We start from the raw sequence: 23,347 nt of genomic DNA, 5'->3' as shown, positions 1-23,347 counted from the left end.
AATCAGTGTGTCCAGCGACTTTTGTTCGTGTAGCGGGTCGCGCGGAAATTATCTATAAGCGCGACGGCTGCGCCGAGCGCTTCATCCAGCGCGGGGACCTGGGCACTCCCGGGGCGGCGCGCGTGTCCACGCAACGAGGCCGCACGCCCACACGAACCCCGAGAGGATCAGGCCGTGACAAGTATCGATAGCTTCAAAGCCCGCAAGAAGCTCCAGGTCGGCGACAAGTCCTATACGTATTATTCGCTGAAGGACGCCGAGGCCAACGGCCTGGCCGGCGTCAGCAGCCTGCCGTTCTCGCTCAAGGTGCTGCTGGAGAACCTTCTGCGCTTCGAGGACGGCCGCACCGTCACCAAGAGCGACATCGAAAGCGTCGCGGAATGGCTCGCCAGCAAGGGCGCGGCCGAGCGCGAAATCGCGTTCCGCCCCTCGCGCGTGCTCATGCAGGACTTCACCGGCGTGCCCGCCGTCGTCGACCTCGCGGCGCTGCGCGACGCCATGACCAAGCTGGGCGGCGACCCGCAGAAGATCAACCCGCTCGTGCCGGTCGACCTCGTGATCGACCATTCGGTGATCGTCGACGAGTTCGGCACCCCGAAGGCGCTGGAGCACAATGTCGAGCTCGAATATGAGCGCAACGGCGAGCGCTACAACTTCCTGCGCTGGGGCCAGCAGGCTTTCGAGAATTTCCGCGTCGTGCCCCCCGGCACCGGCATCTGCCACCAGGTGAACCTCGAATACCTGTCGCAGACGGTGTGGACCAAGACCGAGACGGAAAACGGCGCGACCGTCGAGACGGCCTATCCGGACACCCTGGTCGGCACGGACTCGCACACCACCATGGTCAACGGCCTGGCGGTGCTGGGCTGGGGCGTGGGCGGCATCGAGGCCGAGGCGGCCATGCTGGGCCAGCCGATCTCGATGCTGATCCCGGAAGTCATCGGCTTCAAGATGACCGGCCGGCCGCGCGAGGGCGTCACCGCCACCGACGTGGTGCTCACCGTCACCCAGATGCTGCGCAAGCGCGGCGTCGTCGGCAAGTTCGTGGAGTTCTACGGCTCGGGCCTCTCCTCGATGACGCTGGCCGACCGCGCCACGATCGCCAACATGGCCCCGGAATACGGCGCGACCTGCGGCTTCTTCCCGGTCGACGACGAGACGCTGGCCTTCCTGGAGACCTCCGCCCGCGCCGAGGACCGGATCGCGCTCGTGCGCGAATACTCCAAGGCCCAGGGCCTGTTCCGGACCGACGACACGCCGGACCCGGTCTTCACCGACACGCTCGAGCTCGACCTCGGCTCCGTGCAGCCGTCGCTGGCCGGCCCCAAGCGCCCGCAGGACCGGGTGCTCCTGTCCGACGCCAAGACCGGCTTCGCCGCCGCCATGGACAGCGAGTTCAAGAAGGCCGCCGACCTGAAGACCCGCTACCGGGTCGAGGGCGCCAATTACGACCTCGGCAATGGCGACGTGGTGATCGCGGCGATCACCTCCTGCACCAACACGTCGAATCCGAGCGTGATGGTGGCGGCCGGCCTGCTGGCCCGCAACGCCGTGCAGAAGGGCATCACCGTGAAGCCCTGGGTCAAGACCTCGCTGGCGCCCGGCTCGCAGGTCGTGGCCGAGTATCTGGAGAAGTCCGGCCTGCAGGCTTCGCTGGACAAGCTCGGCTTCAACCTGGTCGGCTTCGGCTGCACCACCTGCATCGGCAATTCCGGCCCGCTTCCGGCCGAGATCTCGAAGTCGATCAACGACAACGACATCGTGGCCGCCGCGGTGCTGTCGGGAAACCGCAACTTCGAGGGCCGCGTGAACCCCGACGTGCGGGCCAACTATCTCGCCTCGCCGCCGCTGGTGGTCGCCTATGCGCTCGCCGGCTCGATGCAGGTCGACCTCGCGAATGAGCCGCTCGGGACGGATCCGTCCGGCGCGCCGGTCTATCTGCGCGACATCTGGCCGACCTCCAAGGAGATCGACGAGACGATCCAGCAGACCATCACGCGCGCCCTGTTCCAGTCCAAATACGCGGACGTCTTTCAGGGCGACGAGCACTGGCGGAAGATCCAGGTCGAGGGCGGCCTGACCTACAAGTGGAACATGTCGTCCACCTATGTTCAGAACCCGCCCTATTTCGAGGGCATGACGAAGGAGCCCAAGCCCGTCGAGGACATCGTCAACGCGCGGGTGATCGGCCTCTTCCTCGATTCGATCACGACCGACCACATCTCGCCGGCCGGATCGATCAAGGCGGCGTCGCCGGCCGGCAAGTATCTGATGGACCGGCAGGTCGCCCCGGCCGAATTCAACCAGTACGGCACGCGCCGCGGCAACCATGAGATCATGATGCGCGGCACCTTCGCCAATATCCGCATCAAGAACCAGATGCTGCCCGGCGTGGAAGGCGGGTTCACCGCCCACTATCCCGACGCGCAGCAGATGGCGATCTACGACGCCGCCATGAAGTACAAGGACGAGGGCGTGCCGCTGGTGGTGTTCGCCGGCAAGGAATACGGCACCGGCTCGTCCCGCGACTGGGCCGCGAAGGGCACCGTGCTGCTCGGCGTCCGCGCCGTGATCGCGCAGTCCTTCGAGCGCATCCACCGGTCGAACCTCGTCGGCATGGGCGTCGTCCCGCTGGTGTTCGAGGAGGGGACCTCCTGGCAGACGCTCGGCATGAAGGGCGACGAGACCGTCACCATCAAGGGCCTGGCCGGCGACCTCAAGCCGCGCCAGAAGATGGAGGCGGAGATCACCTTCGCGGACGGCCGGACGCAGGTCGTGCCGCTGATCTGCCGGATCGATACGCTCGACGAGCTCGAATACTACAAGAACGGCGGCATCCTGCAGTATGTGCTGCGCAGCCTTGCGGCCTGAGACCAGGCCTGCGGCCTAGCCTGCTCGAGAGGGGGCCGCCGGACATCCCGGCGGCCCCCTTTTCGTGATCGACCTCAACCCAACGTGAGTTTGTTCGGCGCGCGGAGAGGCGTAGGGTGCCCACGTCCGCCGCCCGGGAGATGCCGCGTTGCCGCGCCCCTACAGCCTGCCGCTGAGTGCAGCCGTCGCCGTCTTGTCGGCCACGGTTTCGCACGCCCAGGCCCCTGCGCCGCAGCCCCGCGCCGTGGTGGAGCTTTTCACCAGCCAGGGCTGCTCGTCCTGCCCGCCGGCCGACAAGCTGATGGGTGAGTTCGCGCGCGATCCCTCGCTCGTGGCGATGTCGCTGCCCATCGACTACTGGGACTATCTTGGCTGGAAAGACACGCTGGCCGACCACGCCTTCACGGCGCGGCAGAAGGGCTATGGCGAACAGCGCGGCGATCGGCAGGTCTACACGCCGCAGGCGGTGATCGACGGCGTCAGCCACGCCATCGGGTCCAATTCGCAGGCCGTCGAGGCGGCCGAGCCGACGGCCAAGGCCAAGGGCGCCATGTCGGTGGCGGTGTCGGCCGAGACGGTCGGCGGCAAGATCCGGGTCTCGCTCGGGGCCGGAAAGCCCGGCGCGCAGGCCGGCGTCTATCTGGTTCCGATCCGCAAGCGCTGCGACGTGGAGATCACGCGCGGCGAGAACAAGGGCAAGTCGGTCACCTACGTCAACGTGGCGCGCGGCCTCGTGCCGGTGGGCGCCTGGAACGGCGAGGCGCGCGTCTTCGAGGTGGCCGCCTCGCTGGCGCAGCAGCGCGAGTCCGACAGCTACGTGGTGCTGCTGCAGACTGGAACGCCCGAGCGCCCGGGCGTCATTCTCGGCGCCGCCAAGGGGCCGGGCCTCTAAGGCGCGCATTCGCCTTCAATACTCGATGACGCGGTCCGGCAGCTCGTTGCGGTCGCCCGGACGGGCCGGGCTGCGCCGTTCCAGCGCGTCGGCGCAGATGCGCACGGCCCCTTCGAGCCCGTCGGCCGGGCGGCCGGCCCGCAGCGCGTCGGTGAGACATTCGATCGCGCGGCGCCAGACCTCGGCGGGCACGACGGCCGCCACGGCCTGGTCGGGGATCACGCAGGCGTAGCGCTCGGCGACGGCCACGAAGATGAGGACGCCGGTGCGGCCCTCCGTGCGGCCGAGGCCGCGCACCAGGAACTGCTCGGCCGCCGCCTGATGGGCCCGCCGGCGGGCGGCCGCCCGGGGCACCAGGCGGTAGCGCAGCGCCGGCGCAAAGAGGAGCGCGGCCACCGCCGCGAAGACGGCGAGCTGGGCGAGCAGGATCTGCTGCACGCTCCAGGCGGTCAGGAACACGAGCGCCCAGGGCAGCAGCAGCGCCGCCGCGGCCGCATGGACGACCGGCACGAAGCGCCAGTCGCTGGCCCGCCGGGCCAGGACGCAGACGATCTCGGCGTCGGTCGCGGCCTCGGCCGCCCGGATCGCGGCCGCCACGCGGTCGTGCTCGGCTGGTGTCAGAAGCGGCGTCATCACCAGTCCCCCGATGCGCCGCCGCCGCCGGACGAGCCGCCGCCGCCGAAGAACCCGCCCCCGAATCCGCCGGAGCCTCCGGACCAGCCGCCACCGCCGCTGAAACCGCCGCCGAAGCCGCCCCCGCCGGTCGGGACGACGATCCAGTTGCCGCCACGCGTGCGATGGGCCGGCGCTCCCGGGCCGCCCCTCCCGCCCGACATCATCCGCCACAGGATGAACAGCACGATCGCCATGACGACGAGGTTCATGATCCAGTCGGACGATGCGTCGTCCTGCGGCCGCACCTTGGCGCGGCGCTGCCATTCCTCGGCGTCCCCGGTGAGGATGGAGACGATCGCGTCGACGCCGGCCTCGATGCCGCCTGCGAAGTCGCCGGACTTGAACTTGGGCGCGACGGCCGTGCTGATGATCACCTTGGACAGCGCATCCGTGAGCGCGCCCTCCAGCCCGTAGCCCACCTCGATGCGGACCTTGCGCTCGTTGGGGGCCACCAGCAGCAGGACGCCGTTGTTGGTCTTGGCCTGGCCCAGCTTCCAGGCGCGGAAGAGCTGGTTGGCGTAGTCCTCCACGCTGGTCCCCTGCAGGGACGGGACGGTGGCGACCACCACCTGGTCGGAGGTCTTGTCCTCATGCGCCTTCAGCTTGGCGTCGATGCGCTGGACGGCGTCGGGCGACAGGATCGAGGCCTGGTCGACGACCCGGCCCGTCAGGGCCGGAAACGTCAGGGCGGCCCAGGCGGCCGTGAGGCCGAAGGCCAGCGCCAGCAGCGCGGCCGCGAAGCGGTGCGTCGTCACGGGCCGGCCTCCAGCCGCCGCGCGGCTCAGAACGTGACCTTCGGGGCGGCCTGATTCTCGGGCGCGGTCGTGAAGGTCTCCATCGGCTTGGCCGAGGGATAGAAGATCGCCGCGATCCAGCGGCCCGGGATCGTTCGGATCTCGGTGTTGTAGGCCTGCACCGACTGGATGTAGTCGCGCCGGGCGACCGCGATGCGGTTCTCGGTGCCTTCGAGCTGGGATTGCAGGGCCAGGAAGTTCTGGTTCGACTTCAGGTCCGGATAGGCCTCGCTCACTGCGATCAGCCGGCCGAGAGCGCCGGAGAGCTGGTTCTGCGCATCCTGGAACTGCTTGAACTTCTCGGGATCGGTCACCGTGCTGGCGTCGACCTTGATGGAGGTCGCCTTGGCGCGGGCCTCGACGACGCGGGTCAGGGTCTCCTGCTCCTGCTTGGCGTAGCCCTTCACGGTCTCGACCAGGTTCGGGATCAGGTCGGCCCGGCGCTGGTATTGGTTCTGCACCTCGCTCCAGGAGCTCTTGGCCTGCTCCTCCAGCGTCGGCACGTTGTTGATGCCGCAGGCGGAGAGGGCGAGGCCGACGACGAGCGTCGCCGCGACGGCGCGAAGGCGGGACAGGACTGCCATGGGAACCCCCCGGAACGGTTCGCCGGACAACGCCCGGCTGCGCGCTCGAATGTAGTGACGCATAAGCTTCAAGCCAATGCGCCTTGCAAACTCGCCCGGGGAGCGATGGTTCAGTTCAGCAAGGGACCCCAGGACGGGTCGGAGGCGTAGGCCGGCGACGGCACGGGCACCTCGACGCGGCCGGTGATGTCGACCATGAACACCTTGGCGCCGCCGCTGCCGCCCGCATCGCGGAAGAACATCAGGTAGCGGCCGTTCGGGGCCCAGGTGGGGCCCTCATTGTGGAAGCCCTCGGTGAGGATGCGCTCGCCCGAGCCGTCCGGCTTCATGATGCCGATCGCGAAGGTGGAGCCCTTCTGCTTGGTGAAGGCGATGTAGTCGCCGCGCGGCGACCAGACCGGCGTCGAGTAGCGGCCCTCGCCGAAAGAGATGCGCTTGGCCGGGCCGCCGCCGGCCGGCATCTGGTAGATCTGCGGAGCGCCGCCGCGGTCGGACTCAAACACCATCTGCGAGCCGTCCGGCGACAGGGAAGGCGAGGTGTCGATGGCGCTGGAGTCGGTGAGCCGGGTCGTCGTGCGCGACCGCAGGTCCATGACGAAGATGTTCGACGACGAGCCCTGGCTGAGGCTCATGACGATCTTCTGGCCGTCCGGCGAGAAGCGCGGCGCGAAGGTCATGCCCGGGAAGTTGCCGACGACCTCGCGCTGGCCGGTCTCGATGTTCAGCAGGTAGACGCGCGGGTCGCCGCCGCCGAAGGACATGTAGGTCACTTCCTGGCTCGACGGCGAGAAGCGCGGGGTCACGACGAGGTCGTCGCCGCGGGTCAGGTAGCGCACATTGGCGCCGTCCTGGTCCATGATGGCGAGGCGCTTCTTGCGGTTGTCCTTGGGCCCGGTCTCGTCGACGAAGACGACCCGGCTGTCGAAAAAGCCCTTGTCGCCCGTCAGGCGCGCATAGATCGCGTCGGAGATGATGTGGGCGACGCGGCGCCAGTTATTTGGGTCGGTGAAATATTGCTGCCCGGTGAGCTGCTGGCCGGCGAACACGTCCCACAGGCGAAACTCCGCCTTGAGGCGGCCCGAGGGGTCGCGGGTGATGCGGCCGGTGACCAGCGCCTGCGCGTTGATGACCTTCCAGCTATCGAATTGCGGGGCCGAGTCGACGCTGGAGACCTTCTCGACGAAGGCCTTCTTGTCGATGATCGAGAACACGCCCGAGCGCTTCAGGTTGTTGGTGATCACGCCGGAGATCTGCGCGCCCAGGTTGGGGTCCGCGCCGCCGAAATCGGTGATGGCGATCGGCATCGGCTGGAAGTTGCCGCGGTCGATGGTGATGGAGATCTCGGCCTCGGCGCCGGCGACGCCGGCCAGCGACGCGGCCGCGAAGCCGGCCGCTCCCAGCAGCGCGGAGCGGCGGGTGAGCGGAGGCAAGCCGAGGGGAAGGGCGGTCTTGGAAAGGGACATCGGACGAACCGTTGCTTTCTTTCAGGAAAGGATGGGGGACGCGAAAAAGGCGGGTGGGATCAGCTCAACATTTCCTTGGCGTCGAACGTGATGTTCCAGTCGCTCCAGTCGCCATAGAAGGGAGCATATTGGGCGGGGATCCTGAACGGCGCGCATTTGCGGACGGCTCGCAGCGCGCTTTCCGCCATGGAGCGGAAGGCGGGGTCGCCCGAGGAGTTGGTCAATGTCGGCTCGGCCGAAAGGGATCCATCCTCCTTCAGCGACATCCGGATCCGCGGCTTCAGATTGTCGGCGTTGGCGAGCCCGGCGGGCGGGCTCCAGCACTGGGCCAGCTGCTCCTTGAGGAGCGAGCCGAGCGCGTCCTTCTGGCTGGGATTGAGCTTCTGGCCGGTCGCCTTCGGCGCGCCGAGGCTGGCGGTGCGGCTGATCTCCTTGCCGGTGGAGCCGGACTGCGACGGCTTCTCCTTGGAGTGCAGCATCTTCTCGATGGCGGACGGGTCGAACTTGCTCTCGGCCTTCTCGGCCGCCTTGGCCTGCTGGGCCGCCATGGCGGCGAGCTTCTGCTGCTCGGCGGCGCGCTGGCGGGCCTCGACCTCGCGGCGCTTGGCTTCGGCCTCGGCCTCCTTGCGGCGCATGTCGGCCAGGATCTTGGCCTCGCGCGACTCGGCCTCGGCCTTGAGGCGGGCTTCTTCCTTGCGCTTGGCCTCGGCCTCCGCCTTGGCTTCGGCGACCGCCTGGGCCTTCGCCTCCGCATCGGCCTTCGCCTTGGCGTCAGCGCGGGCCTTGGCTTCCGCCTGGGCCTTCGCTTCGGCCTGGGCCTTGGCCTCCTGCGCCTTCTCGAGCGCCTCCTGGGCTTCCTCGGCGGCCTTGGCCTGCGCGGCGGCCTTGGCCTGAGCCGCGGCGGCCGCCTTGGCGCGGGCTTGGGCCTCCGCGCGGGCCTGAGCGTCGGCGGCGGCTTTCGCCTCTGCAGCGGCGGCTTTCTGGGCTTCGGCGGCGGCCTTCTGAGCCTCTGCGGCGGCCTTGGCCTCCGCGTCGGCGCGGGCCTTCTCGGCTTCGGCCTGCGAGTCGGCGGGGCGCTCGGGCGGCATCGGGACGGCGTCGGCCTGGGGCCGGCTCGGCGGCGTCGGCACGTCGCGTTTCAGATCCAGCGTCTCGGGCTTGGTCTCCTCGCGCTCGGCGACCTTGTCGACGCGGGTCTTGGCGTCCGGCTTGACCTCCTTGGCGGTCTTCTCGCCCTTGGTGATCTGCGACAGCTGGCTCTCGGTGATGACCTCGACCGGGACGGCTTCCGACGCGTCGTCGAATTTCTGCGTGTCCGAGAAGGCGACGAGCGTCAGCCCCAGCAGGCCCACATGGACCGCCGCCGAGATGATCGCGCCAGGTCGGGACCGGTCGAACTTCACGCCGCCGCATCCCTCGTCGGAAGGGGCGGGCGGCTCATTTCTTGAGATCCTGCTCGGTGATGAGCGCGACCTTGCGATAGCCCGCCGCCGTAATCACCGACATCACGTCCGCGATCGCGCCGTAGTTCACGGCCTTGTCGCCGCGCACATAGATGCGCTCGTCCTGGCCCTGGCCGGCGCCCGCGACCGCGGTGAGCTTGGCCACGATCTCGTCGCGCGCGACGGCGGTCTCCATCAGGTAGATCTTGCCGTCCGCCTTCACCGAAATAGTCAGCGGCTGCTTGTCGATGTTCAGCGCCGCCGCGCGGGTCTGCGGCAGGTCGAGCGGCACGCCCGCGGTCAGCAGCGGGGCGGCCACCATGAAGATGATGAGCAACACCAGCATGACGTCGATGAACGGCGTCATGTTGATGTCCGACATCGGGCGATGGCGCTTGCCGCCGCGGCGGCGGCGTCCACCGCCCTGGGCTCCTGCGCCGGCTGCCGACATGGCCATGGGGGCGTCTCCTTGCGGACCGGATCAGGCTGCGATCCGCTCGTCGATCTGGCGGGACAGGATGGCGGAGAACTCGTCGGCGAAGCCCTCGAGCCGGGCCTGCTGCTTGGCCGCCTCGGCCTGGAGCTTGTTGTAGGCGATGACCGCCGGGATGGCGGCGAAGAGGCCGATCGCGGTGGCGAAGAGCGCCTCGGCGATGCCGGGGGCGACGACGGCCAGCGAGGTGTTCTTGGAGGCCGCGATGGAGCGGAACGACGTCATGATGCCCCACACCGTGCCGAACAGGCCGATGAAGGGGGCCGAGGAGCCGATGGTGGCCAGCACCAGCAGCTTGGATTCAAGCCGCTCCACCTCGCGGTTGATGGTGACGTCCAGCACCTTGTCGATGCGCTGGGAGAGCCCCATCACGGCCCGGCTGGAGCCCTCGAAGGAGCGCTTCCACTCCCGCATCGCGGCGACGAACACCGCCGCCATGGTGCTGGTCTGGCGCTCGTTGAGCATGCGGTAGAGTTCTTCCAGCGACTGGCCCGACCAGAACACCTCTTCGAAGCGGTCCATGGCCTTGCGGGTGCGCGAGAACAGCAGCGTCTTGTCGATGATGATCGCCCAGCACCAGACGGAAGCGGCCAGAAGGCCCAGCATCACGAACTTCACCACGAAGCTCGCGTTCCAGAACATGTGCCAGACGGAGATCTCCGGGGCGGCGAGACCGCTCGCCATCACGTCGGTCGGATTCATCGGCAATGTCCTTTCGTCCTGCGAACCCGCACGGCTGCGGGCGGCCGGAACGTTGACGCGGGACAGCTTGATGCGAGCCCGTGTCAGTCGCCCCGGAATCCGGCGAAACTAAGGGCGCGAGCCCGTCTGCCGCCGCGCCTTTCACCCTGTTTCGAGTTAAGGCCCCGTCAGGGTTAATGTCGGGTTACCGGCGCGTCTTCGGGGACACATCCACCCCGGCGTCCTGCGCGGCGGCGGTGATGCGTTCGCGAATGTCCGGCGGCAACCTCGACGGCCGCCCATGCACGACCGACGCGATGAGCACCTCGGCGGCGACGAGCGTTTCCTCGCCCAGCACGACCCGCTGGGTCAGCGTCATGCTGGCGGCCTTCAGCAGCGCCGGGCGGGTCTCGACTACGACCACGTCGTCCATGCGGGCTGGCTTCAGCCAGTCGATGGTCATGCGGCGGACCACGAAGCCGAAGCCATGGTCGCCATGGAGAAGCGCTTGGTCGACGCCGAGGTCCCGGATGAACTCGGTCCGCCCGCGCTCCAAAAAGCGCAGATAGGAGGCGTGGTACACGACTCCGGAGAAGTCCGTGTCCTCGTAGTAGACGCGGATCGGGAGGGAGTGGGGCTTCACGAGGCGGCTTGCACCGGAATCCGCCGGGGCGGGGGAACCTCCAACGCCATGCTGCGCGCCGCATCGAGCCAGGACTCGATTGCTTCAAGGACGTTATGCAGCGCCTCTTCCGGCGTTTCCCCGTCCGACATGCAGCCGGGGAGATCCGGCGCCGTGGCGAGATATCCGCCTCCGTCTTCGTCCGAGAGCGGGCTGATCTCCACCGGGTAAGACAGTCTCATCGTGCGTCTCCGTGTTGCAGAATATAACGCACGAGCAGGCGAATGTAGACCGGCTTGATCGGCCGACGGGCCGGAATGGTCAGCATCTCGGGCGCAGCACGATGCTTGACGTGGCAGTGCGACGTTCCCGCGCCCCGAATGAATGTGAGGCCATGCTGACGGCACAAGACCTCGACATCGCCAATGGACCAGTCGCCAGCAGGATTGCGCCTCATCTGCGCCAGGAGGTCTTGCTTGGCGTTCAATGCTGAATTTGGCGAAAAGAGGCCAAGCGGCCTGCTGGTCCAGCCAGCGATGCGAGCAGGATCGGCCTGAAACGCACACCTGACCAGCATTCGCTGGTTGCAATTCAGTCTTCGCCGCCCTCGACGAACAGCCCGAACTGCGCCGGGCCGTTCCGGGGCTCCGCCAGGCCGAGATGGCGGAACGCCTGGGGCGTGAGCAGGCGCCCGCGCGGCGTGCGCTGGAGGAAGCCCTGCTGCAAGAGGTAGGGCTCGATGATGTCCTCGATGGCGTCGCGGGGTTCCGACAACGCCGCCGCAATGGTCTCGATGCCGACGGGGCCGCCGCCGAAGTTCACCGCCACCATCTCCAGATAGCGCCGGTCCATCATGTCGAGGCCGATCGCGTCGACGTCCAGGAGGCGCAGGGCCTTGTCGGCGACGGCGCGCGTCACGGTCTCGGCGCCGTCCACGATGGCGAAGTCGCGCACCCGGCGCAGCAGGCGCCCGGCGATGCGCGGCGTGCCGCGGGCGCGCTTGGCGATCTCGTTGGCGCCGTCCGCCGCCATGTTGAAGCCGAGCACCCGCGCCCCGCGGCTGACGATGAGCTCCAATTCGTCCACGGTGTAGAAATTCAGCCGGATCGGGATGCCGAACCGGTCGCGCAGCGGCGTCGTCAGCAGGCCGGCGCGGGTGGTGGCGCCCACCAGCGTGAACTTGGCGAGGTCGATCTTCACCGAGCGGGCTGCCGGGCCCTCGCCGATGATGAGATCGAGCTGGTAGTCCTCCATGGCGGGGTAGAGGATTTCCTCCACGGCCGGGTTGAGGCGGTGGATCTCGTCGATGAAGAGCACGTCGCGCTCTTCCAGATTGGTGAGCTGGGCGGCGAGGTCGCCCGCCTTGGCGATCACCGGGCCGGAGGTGGAGCGGAAGTTCACCCCCAGCTCGCGCGCCACGATCTGCGCCAGCGTGGTTTTGCCGAGGCCGGGCGGCCCGACGAAGAGCACATGGTCCAGCGCCTCGCGCCGGGCCTTCGCGGCCTCGATGAACACCTTCATGTTGGCGCGCGCGGCGGCCTGCCCGACAAAGTCGTCCAGCACCAACGGCCGGATGGACGTCTCGAGATCGTCCTCGCGCTTCTCGGGCTGCACGAGGCGGCGGGGCGGAGGGGTCACCATGCGTCAGCCCTCACCGCGCCAGCTCCCGCAACCCCAGCCGGATGAGCTGCGGCGCCTCGACGCCTTCGCCGCCATTCTTGAGCGCGGCGGCGACGGCCGCCGAGGCCTGCGCCTGCGCGTAGCCGAGATTGACGAGCGCCGACACGGCGTCGGCGACGGGCTTGGGCGCGGTCCGGTCCTCCACCGCCCCGGCGAGGCGCACGAGGGCGGGGTCGAGCGAACCCAGGCCGGGCGCCTTGTCCTTCAGCTCGGCGACGATGCGGGCGGCGAGCTTCGGCCCGACGCCCGGCGCACGGGCCACGGCGGCCTTGTCCTGCGTGCCGATGGCCGTCGCCAGCGCGCCGCCGTCGAGCACGGACAGGATGCCGAGCGCCACCTTGGCGCCGACGCCCTGCACGGTCTGCAGCAGGCGAAACCACTCGCGCTCCTGGTCGGTGCGGAAGCCGAAGAGCCGGATCGCGTCCTCGCGCACCTGCGTCTCGATGGAGAGCACCACGGCCTCGCCGGCCGCCGGCAGGGCGCCGAGCGTCTTGGCCGAGCACTGCACCACGTAGCCGACGCCGTGCACGTCGAGAACGATGGAGTCCTCGGCGAAGCTGTCGATGGTGCCTTTGAGCTTTCCGATCATCGATCTATTCCAGCATGCTCAGCGGGCTCTCGCCAGCACGGCGGCTTCGAGGGCTCGGGCGCCGCGGTGCTGCGCGTGGGTGAGCGCCACCGCGAGCGCGTCGGCGGCGTCGGCCGATTGCGGGTCGGCCTTGGGCAGCAGGACGCGGACCATCATGTGGATCTGGTCCTTTTCGGCGTGGCCGGCGCCCACGATGGTCTTTTTCACCAGGTTGGGGGCGTATTCGGCGACGGACAGGCCGGCCTGCGCAGGCGCCAGCAGCGCGATGCCTCGGGCATGGCCTAGCTTCAGCGTGGCGCGGGCGTCCTTGTTGACGAAGGTTTCCTCCACGGCGCACTCGTCGGGCTGGTGGGCGTGGATCACTTCGGCGAGTTGCTCGTGCAACTGGCGCAGGCGGTCGGCCAGCGTCAGCTTGCCGTCCGAGTGAACGGATCCGCAGGCCACGAAGCTCAGGCGCGAGCCCAAGGTGTCGACCACGCCCCAGCCCGTGTTGCGGAGGCCGGGGTCGATGCCGAGGATGCGAATCGCCTGGATGCTCATGCGGGCGAGTTAGCCCGAGCGCAGGCTGCGCCGCCAGTGCGGCGGCGCCTCGCCGCTGGTCAGCCGGCGATCTTGGCCATCAGCGCGTCGGAGAATTCGGCGTTGGAATAGACGTTCTGGACGTCGTCGTTCTCCTCCAGCGTGTCGAGCAGCTTGAGGATCTTCTCGCCGGCCTCGTCGTCCACCGCGATGCTGTTTTGCGCGCGCCAGACCAGCGACGCCTTGCGGGGCTCGCCGAACTTTTCTTCGAGCGCCTTGGCGACGTCGCGCAGAGACTCCATCGACGTCACGATTTCATGGCCGTTCTCGCCGGTGGAGACGTCGTCGGCGCCGGCCTCGATGGCGGCCTCCATCATGGCGTCCTCGCTGGCCGCCTCGGCGTTGAACTCGATCACGCCGACATGGTCGAACATGAACGACACCGCGCCGGTCTCGGCCAGGCTGCCGCCCGCCTTGGTGAAGGCGGAGCGCACCTCGCCGCCGGTGCGGTTGCGGTTGTCGGTGAGCGCCTCGATGATCACCGCGACGCCGCCGGGCGCATAGCCCTCGTAGCGGATCTCGTCATAGTTCTCGGCGTCCGCGCCGATCGCCTTCTTGATGGCGCGGTCGACGTTGTCCTTGGGCATGTTCTCGGCGCGGGCGGCCTGGATGGCGGCGCGCAGGCGCGCATTCATGTTGGGATCGGGCAGGCCCATCTTGGCCGCGACCGTGATTTCGCGGGCCAGCTTGGAGAAGAGCTTCGACCGCATGGCGTCCTGGCGGCCCTTGCGGTGCATGATGTTCTTGAACTGGGAATGGCCGGCCATGGCGGATCCTCGAAGACGTAGGGGACCGGACGGCGGCGCCGCGCGCGGCCGGTCGGAATGGAGCGCGGGCCTTATACGTCGGGGCGCTTCGGAAATAAAGAAACCGGCTATTCCCAGAAATGCGGACGCGCCTCGGCCACGTGCGGGCCGATCCGCACCGGGGCGACGTTCAGGGCCAGCCCGGTCTTGTCGGACACCTCGACGGCCACGCCCGCGAGGGCGCCGGGGCCGTTGGCGGGCTCCATGCGGGCGCCGGGCGTTTTCTGCAAAAAGCGGCGGATCGGCTCCTCCTTGGCCATGCCGAGGATGGAGTCATAGTCGCCGCACATGCCGGCGTCGGACAGATAGGCCGTCCCGCCGCCCAGGATGCGGTGGTCCGCCGTGGGCACATGGGTGTGGGTCCCCACCACCAGCGTGGCGCGCCCGTCGACGAAATGCGCCATGGCGAGCTTCTCGCTCGTCGCTTCGGCGTGCATGTCGATCAGCACCGCGTCGCAGACCTCTCCCAGCGGGCATGAGGCGAGCTCGCGCTCGACCGCCGCGAAGGGGTCGTCCAGCGGGTCGATGAAGAGCCGTCCCATGGCGTTGACCACCAGGACGCGAGCGCCGTTGCGCGCCTCCACGACGGTGGCGCCGCGGCCGGGCGTGCCGGGCGGAAAGTTCGCCGGGCGCAGCAGCCGGGGCTGGCGCTCGATGAACACCAGCGCCTCGCGCTGGTCGAAGGAGTGGTTGCCCAGCGTCACCGCGTCCGCGCCGGCGGCCAGGAGGTCGTCGCAGATCGCCTCGGTGATGCCGAAGCCGCCGGCCGCGTTCTCGCCGTTGATGACGACGCAGTCGAGCTTCCAGCGCTCGCGCAGGCTGGGAAGCTGCTCGACGACCACGTTGCGGCCGGAGCGCCCGACGACGTCGCCTAGGAAAAGGAGTCGCATTGATCAATCTCAAACGAGGGTTGCACGAATGACCTCGCTCTCGGTGACGATCCAGTCAAGGCGCCGGTCGTGGAGTTCCGTCGGGACGCGGTCGACTTCCTGCATCGAGAACGCGAGACCCACGGTGGTGAGAGGGCCGCCATCGGCGGTGAAGCGCGCGATGGCGCGGTCGTAATAGCCGGCGCCGTAGCCGATGCGGTCACCGCGGCGGTCGAAAGCGGCGAGCGGGACCAGCATCAGACGGGGCCGCACCTCCGGCGCGTCCTCGCCGGGTTCGCTCAGGCCGAAGCCGGCGCGAACGAGGGCGTCGCCGGGCCGATAGGCCCGGAAGGTCAGGCCCGACTTGCGCACCACCGGCAGGCAGAGCCGGGCGCCATGGGCCGCGAAGGCCTCCATGAGGGGCCGCGGATCGATCTCGCTGCGGATGGGCCAAAAGCCCGACACCGGCCCGGCATGGATCTCGGCCCGGAAGGGCAGGGCATGGGCGGCGAGCGCCGCGGACATGCGCGCACGATCGCCCTCGTGCAAGGCGTCGCGTCTGCCAAGAATATCCTGGCGGATGGCGGCCTTGTCGAGGGTGAGCGTCATTGGAAAGCCGAGTGCGGAGCCACAGTGGCCGTGGGACGACCGATCCCGGGAAACCTACAGCGTAGGTGGGCGCCGTGTGCCCGAGTCCAGGGACAAGGGCGGGGACAGCTCCCGTTAGGATCGATAAGGCCCCGGGGATACATGGTCCTCACGCACCCCGCAGCCCCGCGAACCCGAATCTAGGTAGACCACGAACGAATTGCCAGCCCTATTTGCGAAGATCGCGGGCGTCGACGGTGTGCGATGCCGCACAGACGCAAGCTTGACGGCGGCGCGCCGCACAGGAAAGCAGGGCTAGCCACCGCCCTGCTTAGCCCTGCGGCGGCGGCGCGAGGCTGCGGGCGACGGCCTCGATGCGGTCGGCCGCCTCGACGATGGCGGAGGTGATCTCGGCCTCCGTCTCGCCCAAGGAGTTCTCCACCTCGTGGCGGGCGGCCCTCAAGCTGGCCACCTCGCCCTCCAGCCGCGCGATGCGCGACCTCAGCTCCTGGCGCTCGTCCAGGAAGGTGATGGCCGCCATGACGGTGAGCCGGTTGTCGCCGATCTCCCCGAAAGCCTTGCGCATTTCGGCGATCTTGTCGTCGACGTCCGCGGCGAGGCTGCGCAGGTGGTCTTCCTGCCCGTCGTCACAGGCGATGCGGTAGATCTTGTCGGCGATCGTGACTGTCACTTGACCCAAACTCTACCCCCGATCGTCGGCGAAACGCGCCGGCCGCTTTCGATTGACGATGGCCGGCGCGCGGGGCCGGCCGCCCCTCTCAGCCCTGGCCCGCCGCGCCGTCCAGCACCGATCGCACCGAGCCCAGGGCGCGGTCGATCCGCTTGGCGAGCTCGTCGGTCGTAGCCTCCAGCCGCTTGCCGTGCGAGAGCGCGCCGTCCAACTCCATCGCCAGCCGCGCCCGGTCGTCCTGCATGAGAGCCAGCTCCGTTTCGAGCGTGCCCTTGGATCGGTCGGACTCCGCCCGGCGCGCGGCCGCGACCTCCAGCACGCTGATGGAAGCGAGCAGACGGGCGAGCGCTTGGTCGACGGCGGCAGAGCTTGGCATGGGCCTCTCGAAACGGCGCCGGGGGGGGGCGAGCGGAACGCTCTTCAGAATCACATGGCTGAGCTTAATGGCGAAAGTTTAGTTTCGGCGAGAAGGGAGCGTCAACGTCGCCTCTGGGAGCCGCCCTCACATTGACTCGCTTTGTCATGATGCTATCTGTCCCGCCGCCTCCAGACCGGATCAGACCATGACTTTTCGCGACCAGCACGTTCCCATGGCAAACGCCATCCGTTCGCTCGCGATGGACGCGGTCGAAAAGGCCAAGTCGGGGCATCCCGGCCTGCCCATGGGCGCCGCCGACATGGCGACGGTGCTGTTCACCCGGTTCCTGAAGTTCGATCCCACGGATCCGCACTGGCCCGATCGCGACCGTTTCGTGCTGTCGGCCGGCCACGGCTCCATGCTGCTTTATGCAACGCTCTACCTGACGGGCGTGCAGGGCGTGGAGCTCGACGACCTCAAGGCGTTCCGCCAACTGGGCTCCAAGACGCCGGGCCATCCCGAATACGGCCACACGCTCGGGGTGGAGACCACGACGGGTCCGCTGGGCCAGGGGCTCGCGACGGCGGTCGGCATGGCGATGGCCGAGCGCCACCTCGCCGCGCAGTACGGCGACAGCATCGTCGACCACCACACCTATGTGCTCGCTTCCGACGGCGACCTCATGGAGGGGATCTCGCACGAGGCGATCGCGCTCGCCGGCCACCTCAAGCTCTCCAAGCTCATCGTGCTCTATGACGACAACGGCATCTCCATCGACGGGCCGGTCTCGCTGTCGGACTCCGTCGACCAGGTGAAGCGCTTCCAGGCCGCGGGATGGGCCTCCGAGCATGTGGACGGGCATGACCCCGACGCGCTGTTCGAGGCGATCGAGCGCGCCCGCAAGGCGGACCGCCCGACCATGCTGGCCTGCAAGACCATCATCGGCTACGGCGCCCCCCACCGCGCCGGAACGTCGAAGGCGCATGGCGAGCCGCTCGGCGCCGAGGAGCTCGCCGCCGCCAAGGCGCATCTGAACATTTCGCCCGAGCCGTTCTCGGTGCCCCGGGAGGTCCTGGAGCATTGGCGCGAGGCGGGCCGTCGCGGCAAGCCCGCCCATGAGGCGTGGCGCGAGCGCTTCTCCGCTCTCGACGCCGACACGCGCGCCGAGTTCGAGCGCCGCCAGCGCGGCGACCTGCCGTCCGGCTTCGGCCAGGCGATGCAGGGCCTCAAGGCCAAGCTCGTCGCCGATCCGCCGACGCTGGCGACCCGCAAGTCCTCCGAGCTCGCCCTGGAGACGATCGTGACGGCGGTCCCCGAGCTGGTGCTGGGCTCGGCCGACCTCACCGGTTCCAACAACACGCGCACCAAGGACCTGCCGCAGGTCACCCCGACGGATTTCTCGGGCCGCTACATCCATTATGGCATCCGCGAGTTCGGCATGTCGGCCGCCATGAACGGCATGGCGCTGCATGGCGGCGTCATCCCGGCCGGCGGCACCTTCATGGTGTTCACCGACTATTGCCGGCCGGCGATCCGCCTCTCCGCCCTGATGGGAATCCGGGTGGTCTATGTGATGACCCACGATTCGATCGGGCTGGGCGAGGACGGGCCCACCCATCAGCCCGTGGAGCATCTGGCCGCATTGCGGGCCATCCCGAACCTGAACGTGTTCCGGCCCGCCGACGCGATGGAGACGGCCGAGTGCTGGCAGCTCGCCCTGGAGCACCAGCGCACGCCCAGCGTGCTTGCCCTCACGAGGCAGAACCTAGCGCCGTTCCGCACCACGGCGCAGGATCGCAACCTCTGCGCCGTGGGCGCCTATGAGTCCGCTCCGGCCGAAGGCGGCGAGGCTCAGGTCAGCATCTTCGCCTCGGGCTCCGAGGTCGAGCTCGCCCATGCGGCGCGCAAGCTCCTGTCCGACAAGGGCGTGCGGGCCCGCGTGGTGTCGGTGCCCTGCATGGAGCTCTTCATGGCGCAGCCCGAGGCCGTGCGGGCCTCCGTCATCGGCAAGGCCAAGGTCAACATCGCGGTCGAGGCCGGCTTGCGCATGGGCTGGGACGAGATCATCGGCTCCGACGGTTTGTTCGTCGGCATGACAGGCTTCGGGGCCAGCGGCCCTTACAAGGAACTCTACGCGCATTTCGGCATCACGGCCGAAGCAGTCGCGGAAAAGGCGGCGGCGCGGGTGTGAACCGGGCCTTTTTTTGACCGGGGGCCGGCAACGCCAAGCCTAGGGTGCGCGTTGCGGGCGTGACGAGACACGAGAGGATGAGATCATGACCGTACGCGTCGCCATCAACGGATTTGGCCGGATCGGCCGCAACGTGCTGCGCGCCATCGTCGAGTCCGGGCGCACCGACATCGAGGTCGTGGCCATCAACGATCTCGGCCCCGTCGAGACCAACGCCCACCTGATGCGCTACGACAGCGTCCATGGCCGGTTCCCCGGCACGGTGACGGTGGAAGGCGACACCATCAATGTCGGCCGCGGGCCGATCAAGGTGACCGCCGTCCGCAACCCTGCCGAGCTGCCGCACAAGGATTTGGGCGTCGACATCGCGCTGGAGTGCACGGGCATCTTCACGTCGCGCGACAAGGCGGCCGCTCACCTGCAGGCGGGCGCCAAGCGGGTGATCGTCTCGGCCCCGGCCGATGGCGCTGACCTGACGGTCGTGTTCGGCGTCAACCACGACAAGCTGACGAAGGACCACCTCGTCATCTCTAACGCGTCGTGCACGACGAACTGCCTCGCCCCTGTGGCCAAGGTGCTGAACGAGGCCGTCGGCATCGAGCGCGGCATGATGACGACGATCCACTCCTACACGGGCGACCAGCCGACGCTGGACACCATGCACAAGGATCTCTACCGCGGCCGCGCGGCGGCGCTGTCGATGATCCCGACCTCCACGGGAGCGGCCAAGGCCGTCGGCCTGGTGCTGCCGGAGCTCAACGGCAAGCTCGACGGCTTCGCGCTGCGCGTTCCGACCCCGAACGTGTCGGTGGTGGACCTGAAGTTCATCGCCAAGCGGGCGACCTCCAAGGACGAGATCAACGCCGCCATCAAGGCGGCGGCCGAGGGTCCGCTCAAGGGCATCCTGGGCTACACGACCGAGAAGAACGTCTCGATCGACTTCAACCACGACCCGCACTCGTCCATCTTCCACATGGACCAGACGAAGGTCATGGAGGGCACGCTGGTGTCGATCCTGTCCTGGTACGACAACGAGTGGGGCTTCTCCAACCGCATGTCCGACACCGCCGTCGCGATGGGCAAGCTGCTCTGAGAGCCTGATGTGTGACGCGCCTCCGGCCCCGGCCGGGGGCGTCTTCGCTTTAGGACTGGCGCCCTGCCGACAGAGGACATCATGACCGCCTTCCGCACGCTCGACAGCGCTGACGTCTCCAACAAGCGCGTATTGCTTCGCGTGGACCTCAACGTGCCGATGGAGAACGGCAAGGTGTCGGACTCCACCCGCATCGAGCGGGTGCTGCCGACCATCCGCGAGATCGCCGACAAGGGCGGCAAGGTGGTGCTGCTGGCGCATTTCGGCCGGCCGAAGGGCCGCGACCTCAAGGAGACGCTGCGCCCCGTCGCGGCCGTGGTGGCCGAGCATCTCGGCCGCCCGGTGGGCTTCGCGGAGGATTGCGTCGGCCCGGCCGCCAAGGCCGCCGTGGACGCCATGAAGCCGGGCGACGTGGTGCTCTTGGAAAACACCCGCTTCCACCCCGAGGAAGAAAAGAACGACCCCGCTTTCGTGAAAGCGCTCGCCGAGAACGGCGACCTGTGGGTGAGCGACGCCTTCTCGGCGGCGCACCGCGCCCACGCGTCGACCGAGGGGCTCGGCCATGTGCTGCCGGCTTTTGCGGGCCGCACCATGCAGGCCGAGGTTGAGGCGCTCGCGCACGCGCTGGAAGCGCCGAAGCGGCCGGTTCTGGCCGTGGTGGGCGGCGCCAAGGTGTCGTCCAAGCTGGAGCTGCTCGGCAATCTGGTGAAGAAGGTCGACATCCTGGTGATCGGCGGCGGCATGGCCAACACATTCCTGGCCGCGCAGGGCAAGGCCGTCGGCAAGTCGCTGTGCGAGAAGGACCTGCTCGACACGGCCCGCTCGATCCTGGAAACCGCCAAGGGCGCGGGCTGCGAGATCGTGCTGCCGGTCGACGCGACGGTGGCGTCGGAGTTCAAGGCGCACGCGGCGAACCGCGTCGTGTCGGTCGACGCGGTCGGCCCTGGCGACATGATCCTCGACATCGGCCCCGCATCGATCGAGACCGTCAAGGCCAAGCTGGCGGGCGCCAGGACGCTGGTGTGGAACGGCCCGTTCGGCGCATTCGAGCTGGAGCCCTTCGACACGGGCACGAACCAGGTCGCCCAGGAGGCCGCACGGCTCACCAGGGCCGGCCAGCTGCTCTCGGTGGCGGGCGGCGGCGACACCGTTTCGGCGCTGAACCATGCGGGCGTGGCGGACGACTTCTCCTACGTGTCCACGGCGGGCGGCGCGTTTCTGGAGTGGCTGGAAGGCAAGCCGCTGCCAGGGGTGGAGATCCTGCGTCTTCGCTGAGGCTCAGACTCGCGCTCGACTGTTCGGGCGCGGCAAGCTGCGCTATCGTCGGGATGGTTTGAATTCAGAGATTTGCCATGTCCGACAACGTTCAGAACACTCGATAGGCTCGACGCGCAGGTTCGCGAAGTTCGCCGTGACCACCACGGAAATTGCTCTTGGGCCACAATCATCGCCACAATGCGCCGCCACAGGCTGGCGCAGAACGAGGAGAAGAAGACCATGGCGCGCATCACCCTGAGGCAGCTTCTGGACCACGCCGCCGAGCACGGCTATGGCGTCCCGGCCTTCAACATCAACAACATGGAGCAGGCGCTCGCCATCATGTCGGCCGCCGACGCGGTTGACGCGCCGGTGATCATCCAGGCCTCGCGCGGAGCCCGGTCCTACGCCAACGACATCATGCTCAAGCACATGATGGACGCGGTCACCGAGATCTACCCGCAGATCCCGGTCTGCGTGCATCTCGACCACGGCAACAACGCCGCCACCTGCATGACGGCCATCCAGGCCGGCTTCACCTCCGTGATGATGGACGGCTCGCTCAAGGAAGACGGCAAGACTCCCGGCGATTGGGAGTACAATGTCGGCGTCACCAAGACGGTGGTCGACATGGCGCATCTGGGCGGCATCTCGGTGGAAGGCGAACTCGGCGTGCTCGGTTCGCTGGAGACCGGCATGGGCGAGAAGGAGGACGGCCACGGGGCGGAGGGCAAGCTCAGCCACGACCAGCTCCTCACCAACCCCAAGGAGGCCGTGGACTTCGTGCGCGCCACCAAGGTGGACGCGCTCGCGATCGCGATGGGCACCTCGCACGGCGCCTACAAGTTCTCCCGCAAGCCGGACGGCGCCATCCTGGCGATGAACGTCATCGAGGAGATCCACCGCCTGCTGCCCAACATGCATCTCGTCATGCACGGCTCGTCGTCGGTGCCGCAGGACCTGCAGGACATCATCAACGAGTTCGGCGGCAAGATGCCCCAGACCTGGGGCGTGCCGGTCGAGGAGATCCAGCGCGGCATCAAGCACGGCGTGCGCAAGATCAACATCGACACCGACAACCGGATGGCGATGACCGGGCAGATCCGCAAGGTGTTCGCCGAAAACCCGGGCGAGTTCGACCCGCGCAAATATCTGAAGCCCGCCATGGACGCGATGACGAAGCTGTGCAAGCAGCGGCTGGAGGAGTTCGGCACGGCCGGCAAGGCGTCGAAGATCGGCAGGATCGCGACCCTGGCCGACATGGCCAAGCGTTATGCGTCCGGGTCGCTCGACCCGCAGTTCGGCGCCTCGGCCAAGGCCGCCGAGTAACGCGCATTCCGGCGCGCAGCCTCGCGCCGGCCACTTGATCAGGCTCCGGGTCCCGGCCCGGAGCCTTCGCACGACAGCCAGCGGTTCACGCCTTCGCCAGGTTTCGACGCCCGGCCAGGCCATCACACCCCTCCAGGATCATGACCGCAGAACATTCCAGCGCCCGCCTCGTGCTCGTCACGCCCCGCGTCGACGACCCTTCCGGCTGGCCCGGCCCCTTGACCGAGTCGCTCGAGAAGGCCGTCGCGGCCGGTCCGGTCGACGCGGTGGTGCTGCGCCTGCCCAAGGCCGACGAGCGCACGCTGATCAAGCTCATCAAGCCGATCGCCGCGGCCGTGCAGGCCCACAACACGGCGCTGCTGCTGGAGGACGCTCCGGACCTGGTGAACCGGTCGGGCGCGGACGGCGTGCATGTGAGCGACCCGACGAAGCTGCGCGCCGCGCTCGACGCGCTGAAGCCGCATGACCGCATCGTCGGCGTGGGCGATCTCAGGGCCAGGCACGACGCCATGGAGGCCGCCGAGGAGGGTTGCGACTACGTGCTGTTCGGCGAGCCGCGCCTGGACGACAGCCTGCCGCCGCTCTCGGGCGTGCTGGAGCGCGCGCAGTGGTGGGCGGAGGTGTTCCAGACGCCTTGCGTGGCCTTCGCCCCGACCCTCGACGACGTCGCGGCCCTGGCGGCGACCGGCAGCGAGTTCGTGGCCCTGGGGGATGCGGCCTTCAGCCATCCGGGCGGGCCCGCCGAGGCGGTCCGGCTCGCCCATGAGGCGCTTTCGGCAGCGCCCGTCGCGGTGCGCTGA

The 23,347-nt window shown here is 68.7% G+C and carries 25 protein-coding genes and 1 other RNA gene; 7 read left to right on the top strand and 19 right to left on the bottom strand.

The features are described 5' to 3' along the window. The first annotated feature begins 174 nt into the window (after nt 1-174). Together acnA and ABEG18_RS19615 are read left to right on the top strand one after the other, a co-directional pair. Nucleotides 175-2,871 (top strand): aconitate hydratase AcnA, encoded by a 2,697-nt coding sequence (acnA, locus tag ABEG18_RS19620; RefSeq protein ID WP_406854730.1) that lies wholly within the window; start codon nt 175-177, stop codon nt 2,869-2,871. Between the two features lie 148 nt (nt 2,872-3,019). Further along, nucleotides 3,020-3,763 (top strand): DUF1223 domain-containing protein, encoded by a 744-nt coding sequence (locus ABEG18_RS19615; RefSeq protein ID WP_406854729.1) that lies wholly within the window; start codon nt 3,020-3,022, stop codon nt 3,761-3,763. A 15-nt stretch (nt 3,764-3,778) separates the two neighbouring features. On the opposite strand, the gene ABEG18_RS19610 is transcribed toward ABEG18_RS19615, so the two are convergent. From ABEG18_RS19610 to ABEG18_RS19520, 19 genes are all read right to left on the bottom strand, one after another. Next, a complete protein-coding gene (locus tag ABEG18_RS19610) occupies nt 3,779-4,396 on the bottom strand; it encodes a TPM domain-containing protein (protein ID WP_406854728.1) in 618 nt (205 codons plus the stop codon). After that, nucleotides 4,396-5,193 (bottom strand): TPM domain-containing protein, encoded by a 798-nt coding sequence (locus ABEG18_RS19605; protein ID WP_406854727.1) that lies wholly within the window; start codon nt 5,191-5,193, stop codon nt 4,396-4,398. Before ABEG18_RS19605 ends, ABEG18_RS19610 begins: the two co-directional genes overlap by 1 nt. 26 nt (nt 5,194-5,219) lie before the next feature. Continuing rightward, nucleotides 5,220-5,816 carry a LemA family protein gene (locus tag ABEG18_RS19600; RefSeq protein ID WP_406854726.1) on the bottom strand — a complete coding sequence of 199 codons (597 nt, stop codon included), beginning with the start codon at nt 5,814-5,816 and terminating at the stop codon, nt 5,220-5,222. Between the two features lie 110 nt (nt 5,817-5,926). After that, complete coding sequence (tolB, locus tag ABEG18_RS19595) at nt 5,927-7,279, bottom strand: Tol-Pal system beta propeller repeat protein TolB (RefSeq protein ID WP_406854725.1); 1,353 nt, start codon at nt 7,277-7,279, stop codon at nt 5,927-5,929. Nucleotides 7,280-7,338: 59 nt separating this feature from the next. Next, nucleotides 7,339-8,682, bottom strand: a complete 1,344-nt coding sequence (gene tolA / locus ABEG18_RS19590; protein WP_406854724.1) for a cell envelope integrity protein TolA — start codon at nt 8,680-8,682, stop codon at nt 7,339-7,341. A 34-nt stretch (nt 8,683-8,716) separates the two neighbouring features. After that, on the bottom strand, nt 8,717-9,178 hold the full coding sequence (tolR, locus tag ABEG18_RS19585) for a protein TolR (RefSeq protein WP_406854723.1): 462 nt from the start codon (nt 9,176-9,178) through the stop codon (nt 8,717-8,719). 24 nt (nt 9,179-9,202) lie between these two features. Continuing rightward, on the bottom strand, nt 9,203-9,916 hold the full coding sequence (gene tolQ / locus ABEG18_RS19580) for a protein TolQ (RefSeq protein WP_406854722.1): 714 nt from the start codon (nt 9,914-9,916) through the stop codon (nt 9,203-9,205). 184 nt (nt 9,917-10,100) lie between these two features. Beyond that, complete coding sequence (gene ybgC, locus ABEG18_RS19575) at nt 10,101-10,538, bottom strand: tol-pal system-associated acyl-CoA thioesterase (RefSeq protein ID WP_406854721.1); 438 nt, start codon at nt 10,536-10,538, stop codon at nt 10,101-10,103. Further along, nucleotides 10,535-10,759, bottom strand: coding sequence for a type II toxin-antitoxin system HicB family antitoxin (locus ABEG18_RS19570; RefSeq protein ID WP_406854720.1), 225 nt, complete (start codon nt 10,757-10,759; stop codon nt 10,535-10,537). Before ABEG18_RS19570 ends, ybgC begins: the two co-directional genes overlap by 4 nt. Further along, nucleotides 10,756-11,094, bottom strand: a complete 339-nt coding sequence (locus tag ABEG18_RS19565; RefSeq protein ID WP_406854719.1) for a hypothetical protein — start codon at nt 11,092-11,094, stop codon at nt 10,756-10,758. The genes ABEG18_RS19570 and ABEG18_RS19565 overlap by 4 nt, the downstream gene beginning before the upstream one ends. Nucleotides 11,095-11,108: 14 nt before the next feature. Next, nucleotides 11,109-12,158 (bottom strand): Holliday junction branch migration DNA helicase RuvB, encoded by a 1,050-nt coding sequence (gene ruvB, locus ABEG18_RS19560; RefSeq protein WP_406854718.1) that lies wholly within the window; start codon nt 12,156-12,158, stop codon nt 11,109-11,111. Nucleotides 12,159-12,168: 10 nt separating this feature from the next. Beyond that, on the bottom strand, nt 12,169-12,786 hold the full coding sequence (gene ruvA / locus ABEG18_RS19555) for a Holliday junction branch migration protein RuvA (protein WP_406854717.1): 618 nt from the start codon (nt 12,784-12,786) through the stop codon (nt 12,169-12,171). Nucleotides 12,787-12,804: 18 nt separating this feature from the next. Then, the gene (gene ruvC, locus ABEG18_RS19550; RefSeq protein WP_406854716.1) at nt 12,805-13,326 is read right to left on the bottom strand and encodes a crossover junction endodeoxyribonuclease RuvC; all 522 of its coding nucleotides are present in this window, start codon (nt 13,324-13,326) and stop codon (nt 12,805-12,807) included. A gap of 59 nt (nt 13,327-13,385) precedes the next feature. Beyond that, on the bottom strand, nt 13,386-14,132 hold the full coding sequence (locus tag ABEG18_RS19545; protein WP_406854715.1) for a YebC/PmpR family DNA-binding transcriptional regulator: 747 nt from the start codon (nt 14,130-14,132) through the stop codon (nt 13,386-13,388). 107 nt (nt 14,133-14,239) lie between these two features. Further along, nucleotides 14,240-15,061 carry a TIGR00282 family metallophosphoesterase gene (locus tag ABEG18_RS19540; RefSeq protein ID WP_406854714.1) on the bottom strand — a complete coding sequence of 274 codons (822 nt, stop codon included), beginning with the start codon at nt 15,059-15,061 and terminating at the stop codon, nt 14,240-14,242. Between the two features lie 9 nt (nt 15,062-15,070). Further along, complete coding sequence (locus ABEG18_RS19535; protein WP_406854713.1) at nt 15,071-15,649, bottom strand: 5-formyltetrahydrofolate cyclo-ligase; 579 nt, start codon at nt 15,647-15,649, stop codon at nt 15,071-15,073. Nucleotides 15,650-15,661: 12 nt separating this feature from the next. Next, nucleotides 15,662-15,818, bottom strand: a non-coding RNA gene (gene ssrS, locus ABEG18_RS19530) — 6S RNA. A 141-nt stretch (nt 15,819-15,959) separates the two neighbouring features. Beyond that, complete coding sequence (locus ABEG18_RS19525) at nt 15,960-16,319, bottom strand: cell division protein ZapA (RefSeq protein WP_406854712.1); 360 nt, start codon at nt 16,317-16,319, stop codon at nt 15,960-15,962. Between the two features lie 88 nt (nt 16,320-16,407). Beyond that, on the bottom strand, nt 16,408-16,695 hold the full coding sequence (locus ABEG18_RS19520; protein ID WP_406854711.1) for a DUF4164 domain-containing protein: 288 nt from the start codon (nt 16,693-16,695) through the stop codon (nt 16,408-16,410). Nucleotides 16,696-16,882: 187 nt separating this feature from the next. Here ABEG18_RS19520 and tkt point away from each other — a divergent pair, with 187 nt between their 5' ends. The 5 genes from tkt to ABEG18_RS19495 all read left to right on the top strand — a co-directional run bounded on the left by tkt (nt 16,883) and on the right by ABEG18_RS19495 (nt 23,347). Continuing rightward, nucleotides 16,883-18,868, top strand: coding sequence for a transketolase (gene tkt, locus ABEG18_RS19515; RefSeq protein ID WP_406854710.1), 1,986 nt, complete (start codon nt 16,883-16,885; stop codon nt 18,866-18,868). A gap of 85 nt (nt 18,869-18,953) precedes the next feature. Next, nucleotides 18,954-19,961: a type I glyceraldehyde-3-phosphate dehydrogenase gene (gap, locus tag ABEG18_RS19510; protein ID WP_406854709.1), complete on the top strand. Its 1,008-nt coding sequence runs from the start codon at nt 18,954-18,956 to the stop codon at nt 19,959-19,961. Between the two features lie 81 nt (nt 19,962-20,042). After that, entirely contained in the window at nt 20,043-21,236 is a 1,194-nt protein-coding gene (locus tag ABEG18_RS19505) for a phosphoglycerate kinase (protein WP_406854708.1), read from the top strand. A 222-nt stretch (nt 21,237-21,458) separates the two neighbouring features. Then, nucleotides 21,459-22,547, top strand: coding sequence for a class II fructose-bisphosphate aldolase (gene fba, locus ABEG18_RS19500; protein WP_406854707.1), 1,089 nt, complete (start codon nt 21,459-21,461; stop codon nt 22,545-22,547). Between the two features lie 140 nt (nt 22,548-22,687). Beyond that, nucleotides 22,688-23,347 carry a thiamine phosphate synthase gene (locus tag ABEG18_RS19495; protein WP_406854706.1) on the top strand — a complete coding sequence of 220 codons (660 nt, stop codon included), beginning with the start codon at nt 22,688-22,690 and terminating at the stop codon, nt 23,345-23,347.

It is taken from the genome of Alsobacter sp. KACC 23698 (genome assembly GCF_045348435.1).
Taxonomy (GTDB): Bacteria; Pseudomonadota; Alphaproteobacteria; order Rhizobiales; family Beijerinckiaceae; genus Alsobacter.
Note: the sequence above shows the minus strand (reverse complement) of the source record. Positions and strands in the feature narration are given on the sequence as shown.

Bases quoted from the DNA above. Each gene is read 5' to 3' on its own strand.
- ABEG18_RS19610 (WP_406854728.1), bottom strand. From the start codon at position 4,396: ATGACGCCGCTTCTGACACCAGCCGAGCACGACCGCGTGGCGGCCGCG.
- ABEG18_RS19600 (WP_406854726.1), bottom strand. From the start codon at position 5,816: ATGGCAGTCCTGTCCCGCCTTCGCGCCGTCGCGGCGACGCTCGTCGTC.
- tolB (WP_406854725.1), bottom strand. From the start codon at position 7,279: ATGTCCCTTTCCAAGACCGCCCTTCCCCTCGGCTTGCCTCCGCTCACC.
- tolR (WP_406854723.1), bottom strand. From the start codon at position 9,178: ATGGCCATGTCGGCAGCCGGCGCAGGAGCCCAGGGCGGTGGACGCCGC.
- tolQ (WP_406854722.1), bottom strand. From the start codon at position 9,916: ATGAATCCGACCGACGTGATGGCGAGCGGTCTCGCCGCCCCGGAGATC.
- ABEG18_RS19570 (WP_406854720.1), bottom strand. From the start codon at position 10,759: ATGAGACTGTCTTACCCGGTGGAGATCAGCCCGCTCTCGGACGAAGAC.
- ABEG18_RS19565 (WP_406854719.1), bottom strand. From the start codon at position 11,094: ATGCTGGTCAGGTGTGCGTTTCAGGCCGATCCTGCTCGCATCGCTGGC.
- ruvB (WP_406854718.1), bottom strand. From the start codon at position 12,158: ATGGTGACCCCTCCGCCCCGCCGCCTCGTGCAGCCCGAGAAGCGCGAG.
- ruvA (WP_406854717.1), bottom strand. From the start codon at position 12,786: ATGATCGGAAAGCTCAAAGGCACCATCGACAGCTTCGCCGAGGACTCC.
- ruvC (WP_406854716.1), bottom strand. From the start codon at position 13,326: ATGAGCATCCAGGCGATTCGCATCCTCGGCATCGACCCCGGCCTCCGC.
- ABEG18_RS19545 (WP_406854715.1), bottom strand. From the start codon at position 14,132: ATGGCCGGCCATTCCCAGTTCAAGAACATCATGCACCGCAAGGGCCGC.
- ABEG18_RS19540 (WP_406854714.1), bottom strand. From the start codon at position 15,061: ATGCGACTCCTTTTCCTAGGCGACGTCGTCGGGCGCTCCGGCCGCAAC.
- ABEG18_RS19535 (WP_406854713.1), bottom strand. From the start codon at position 15,649: ATGACGCTCACCCTCGACAAGGCCGCCATCCGCCAGGATATTCTTGGC.
- ABEG18_RS19520 (WP_406854711.1), bottom strand. From the start codon at position 16,695: ATGCCAAGCTCTGCCGCCGTCGACCAAGCGCTCGCCCGTCTGCTCGCT.
- tkt (WP_406854710.1), top strand. From the start codon at position 16,883: ATGACTTTTCGCGACCAGCACGTTCCCATGGCAAACGCCATCCGTTCG.
- gap (WP_406854709.1), top strand. From the start codon at position 18,954: ATGACCGTACGCGTCGCCATCAACGGATTTGGCCGGATCGGCCGCAAC.
- ABEG18_RS19505 (WP_406854708.1), top strand. From the start codon at position 20,043: ATGACCGCCTTCCGCACGCTCGACAGCGCTGACGTCTCCAACAAGCGC.
- fba (WP_406854707.1), top strand. From the start codon at position 21,459: ATGGCGCGCATCACCCTGAGGCAGCTTCTGGACCACGCCGCCGAGCAC.
- ABEG18_RS19495 (WP_406854706.1), top strand. From the start codon at position 22,688: ATGACCGCAGAACATTCCAGCGCCCGCCTCGTGCTCGTCACGCCCCGC.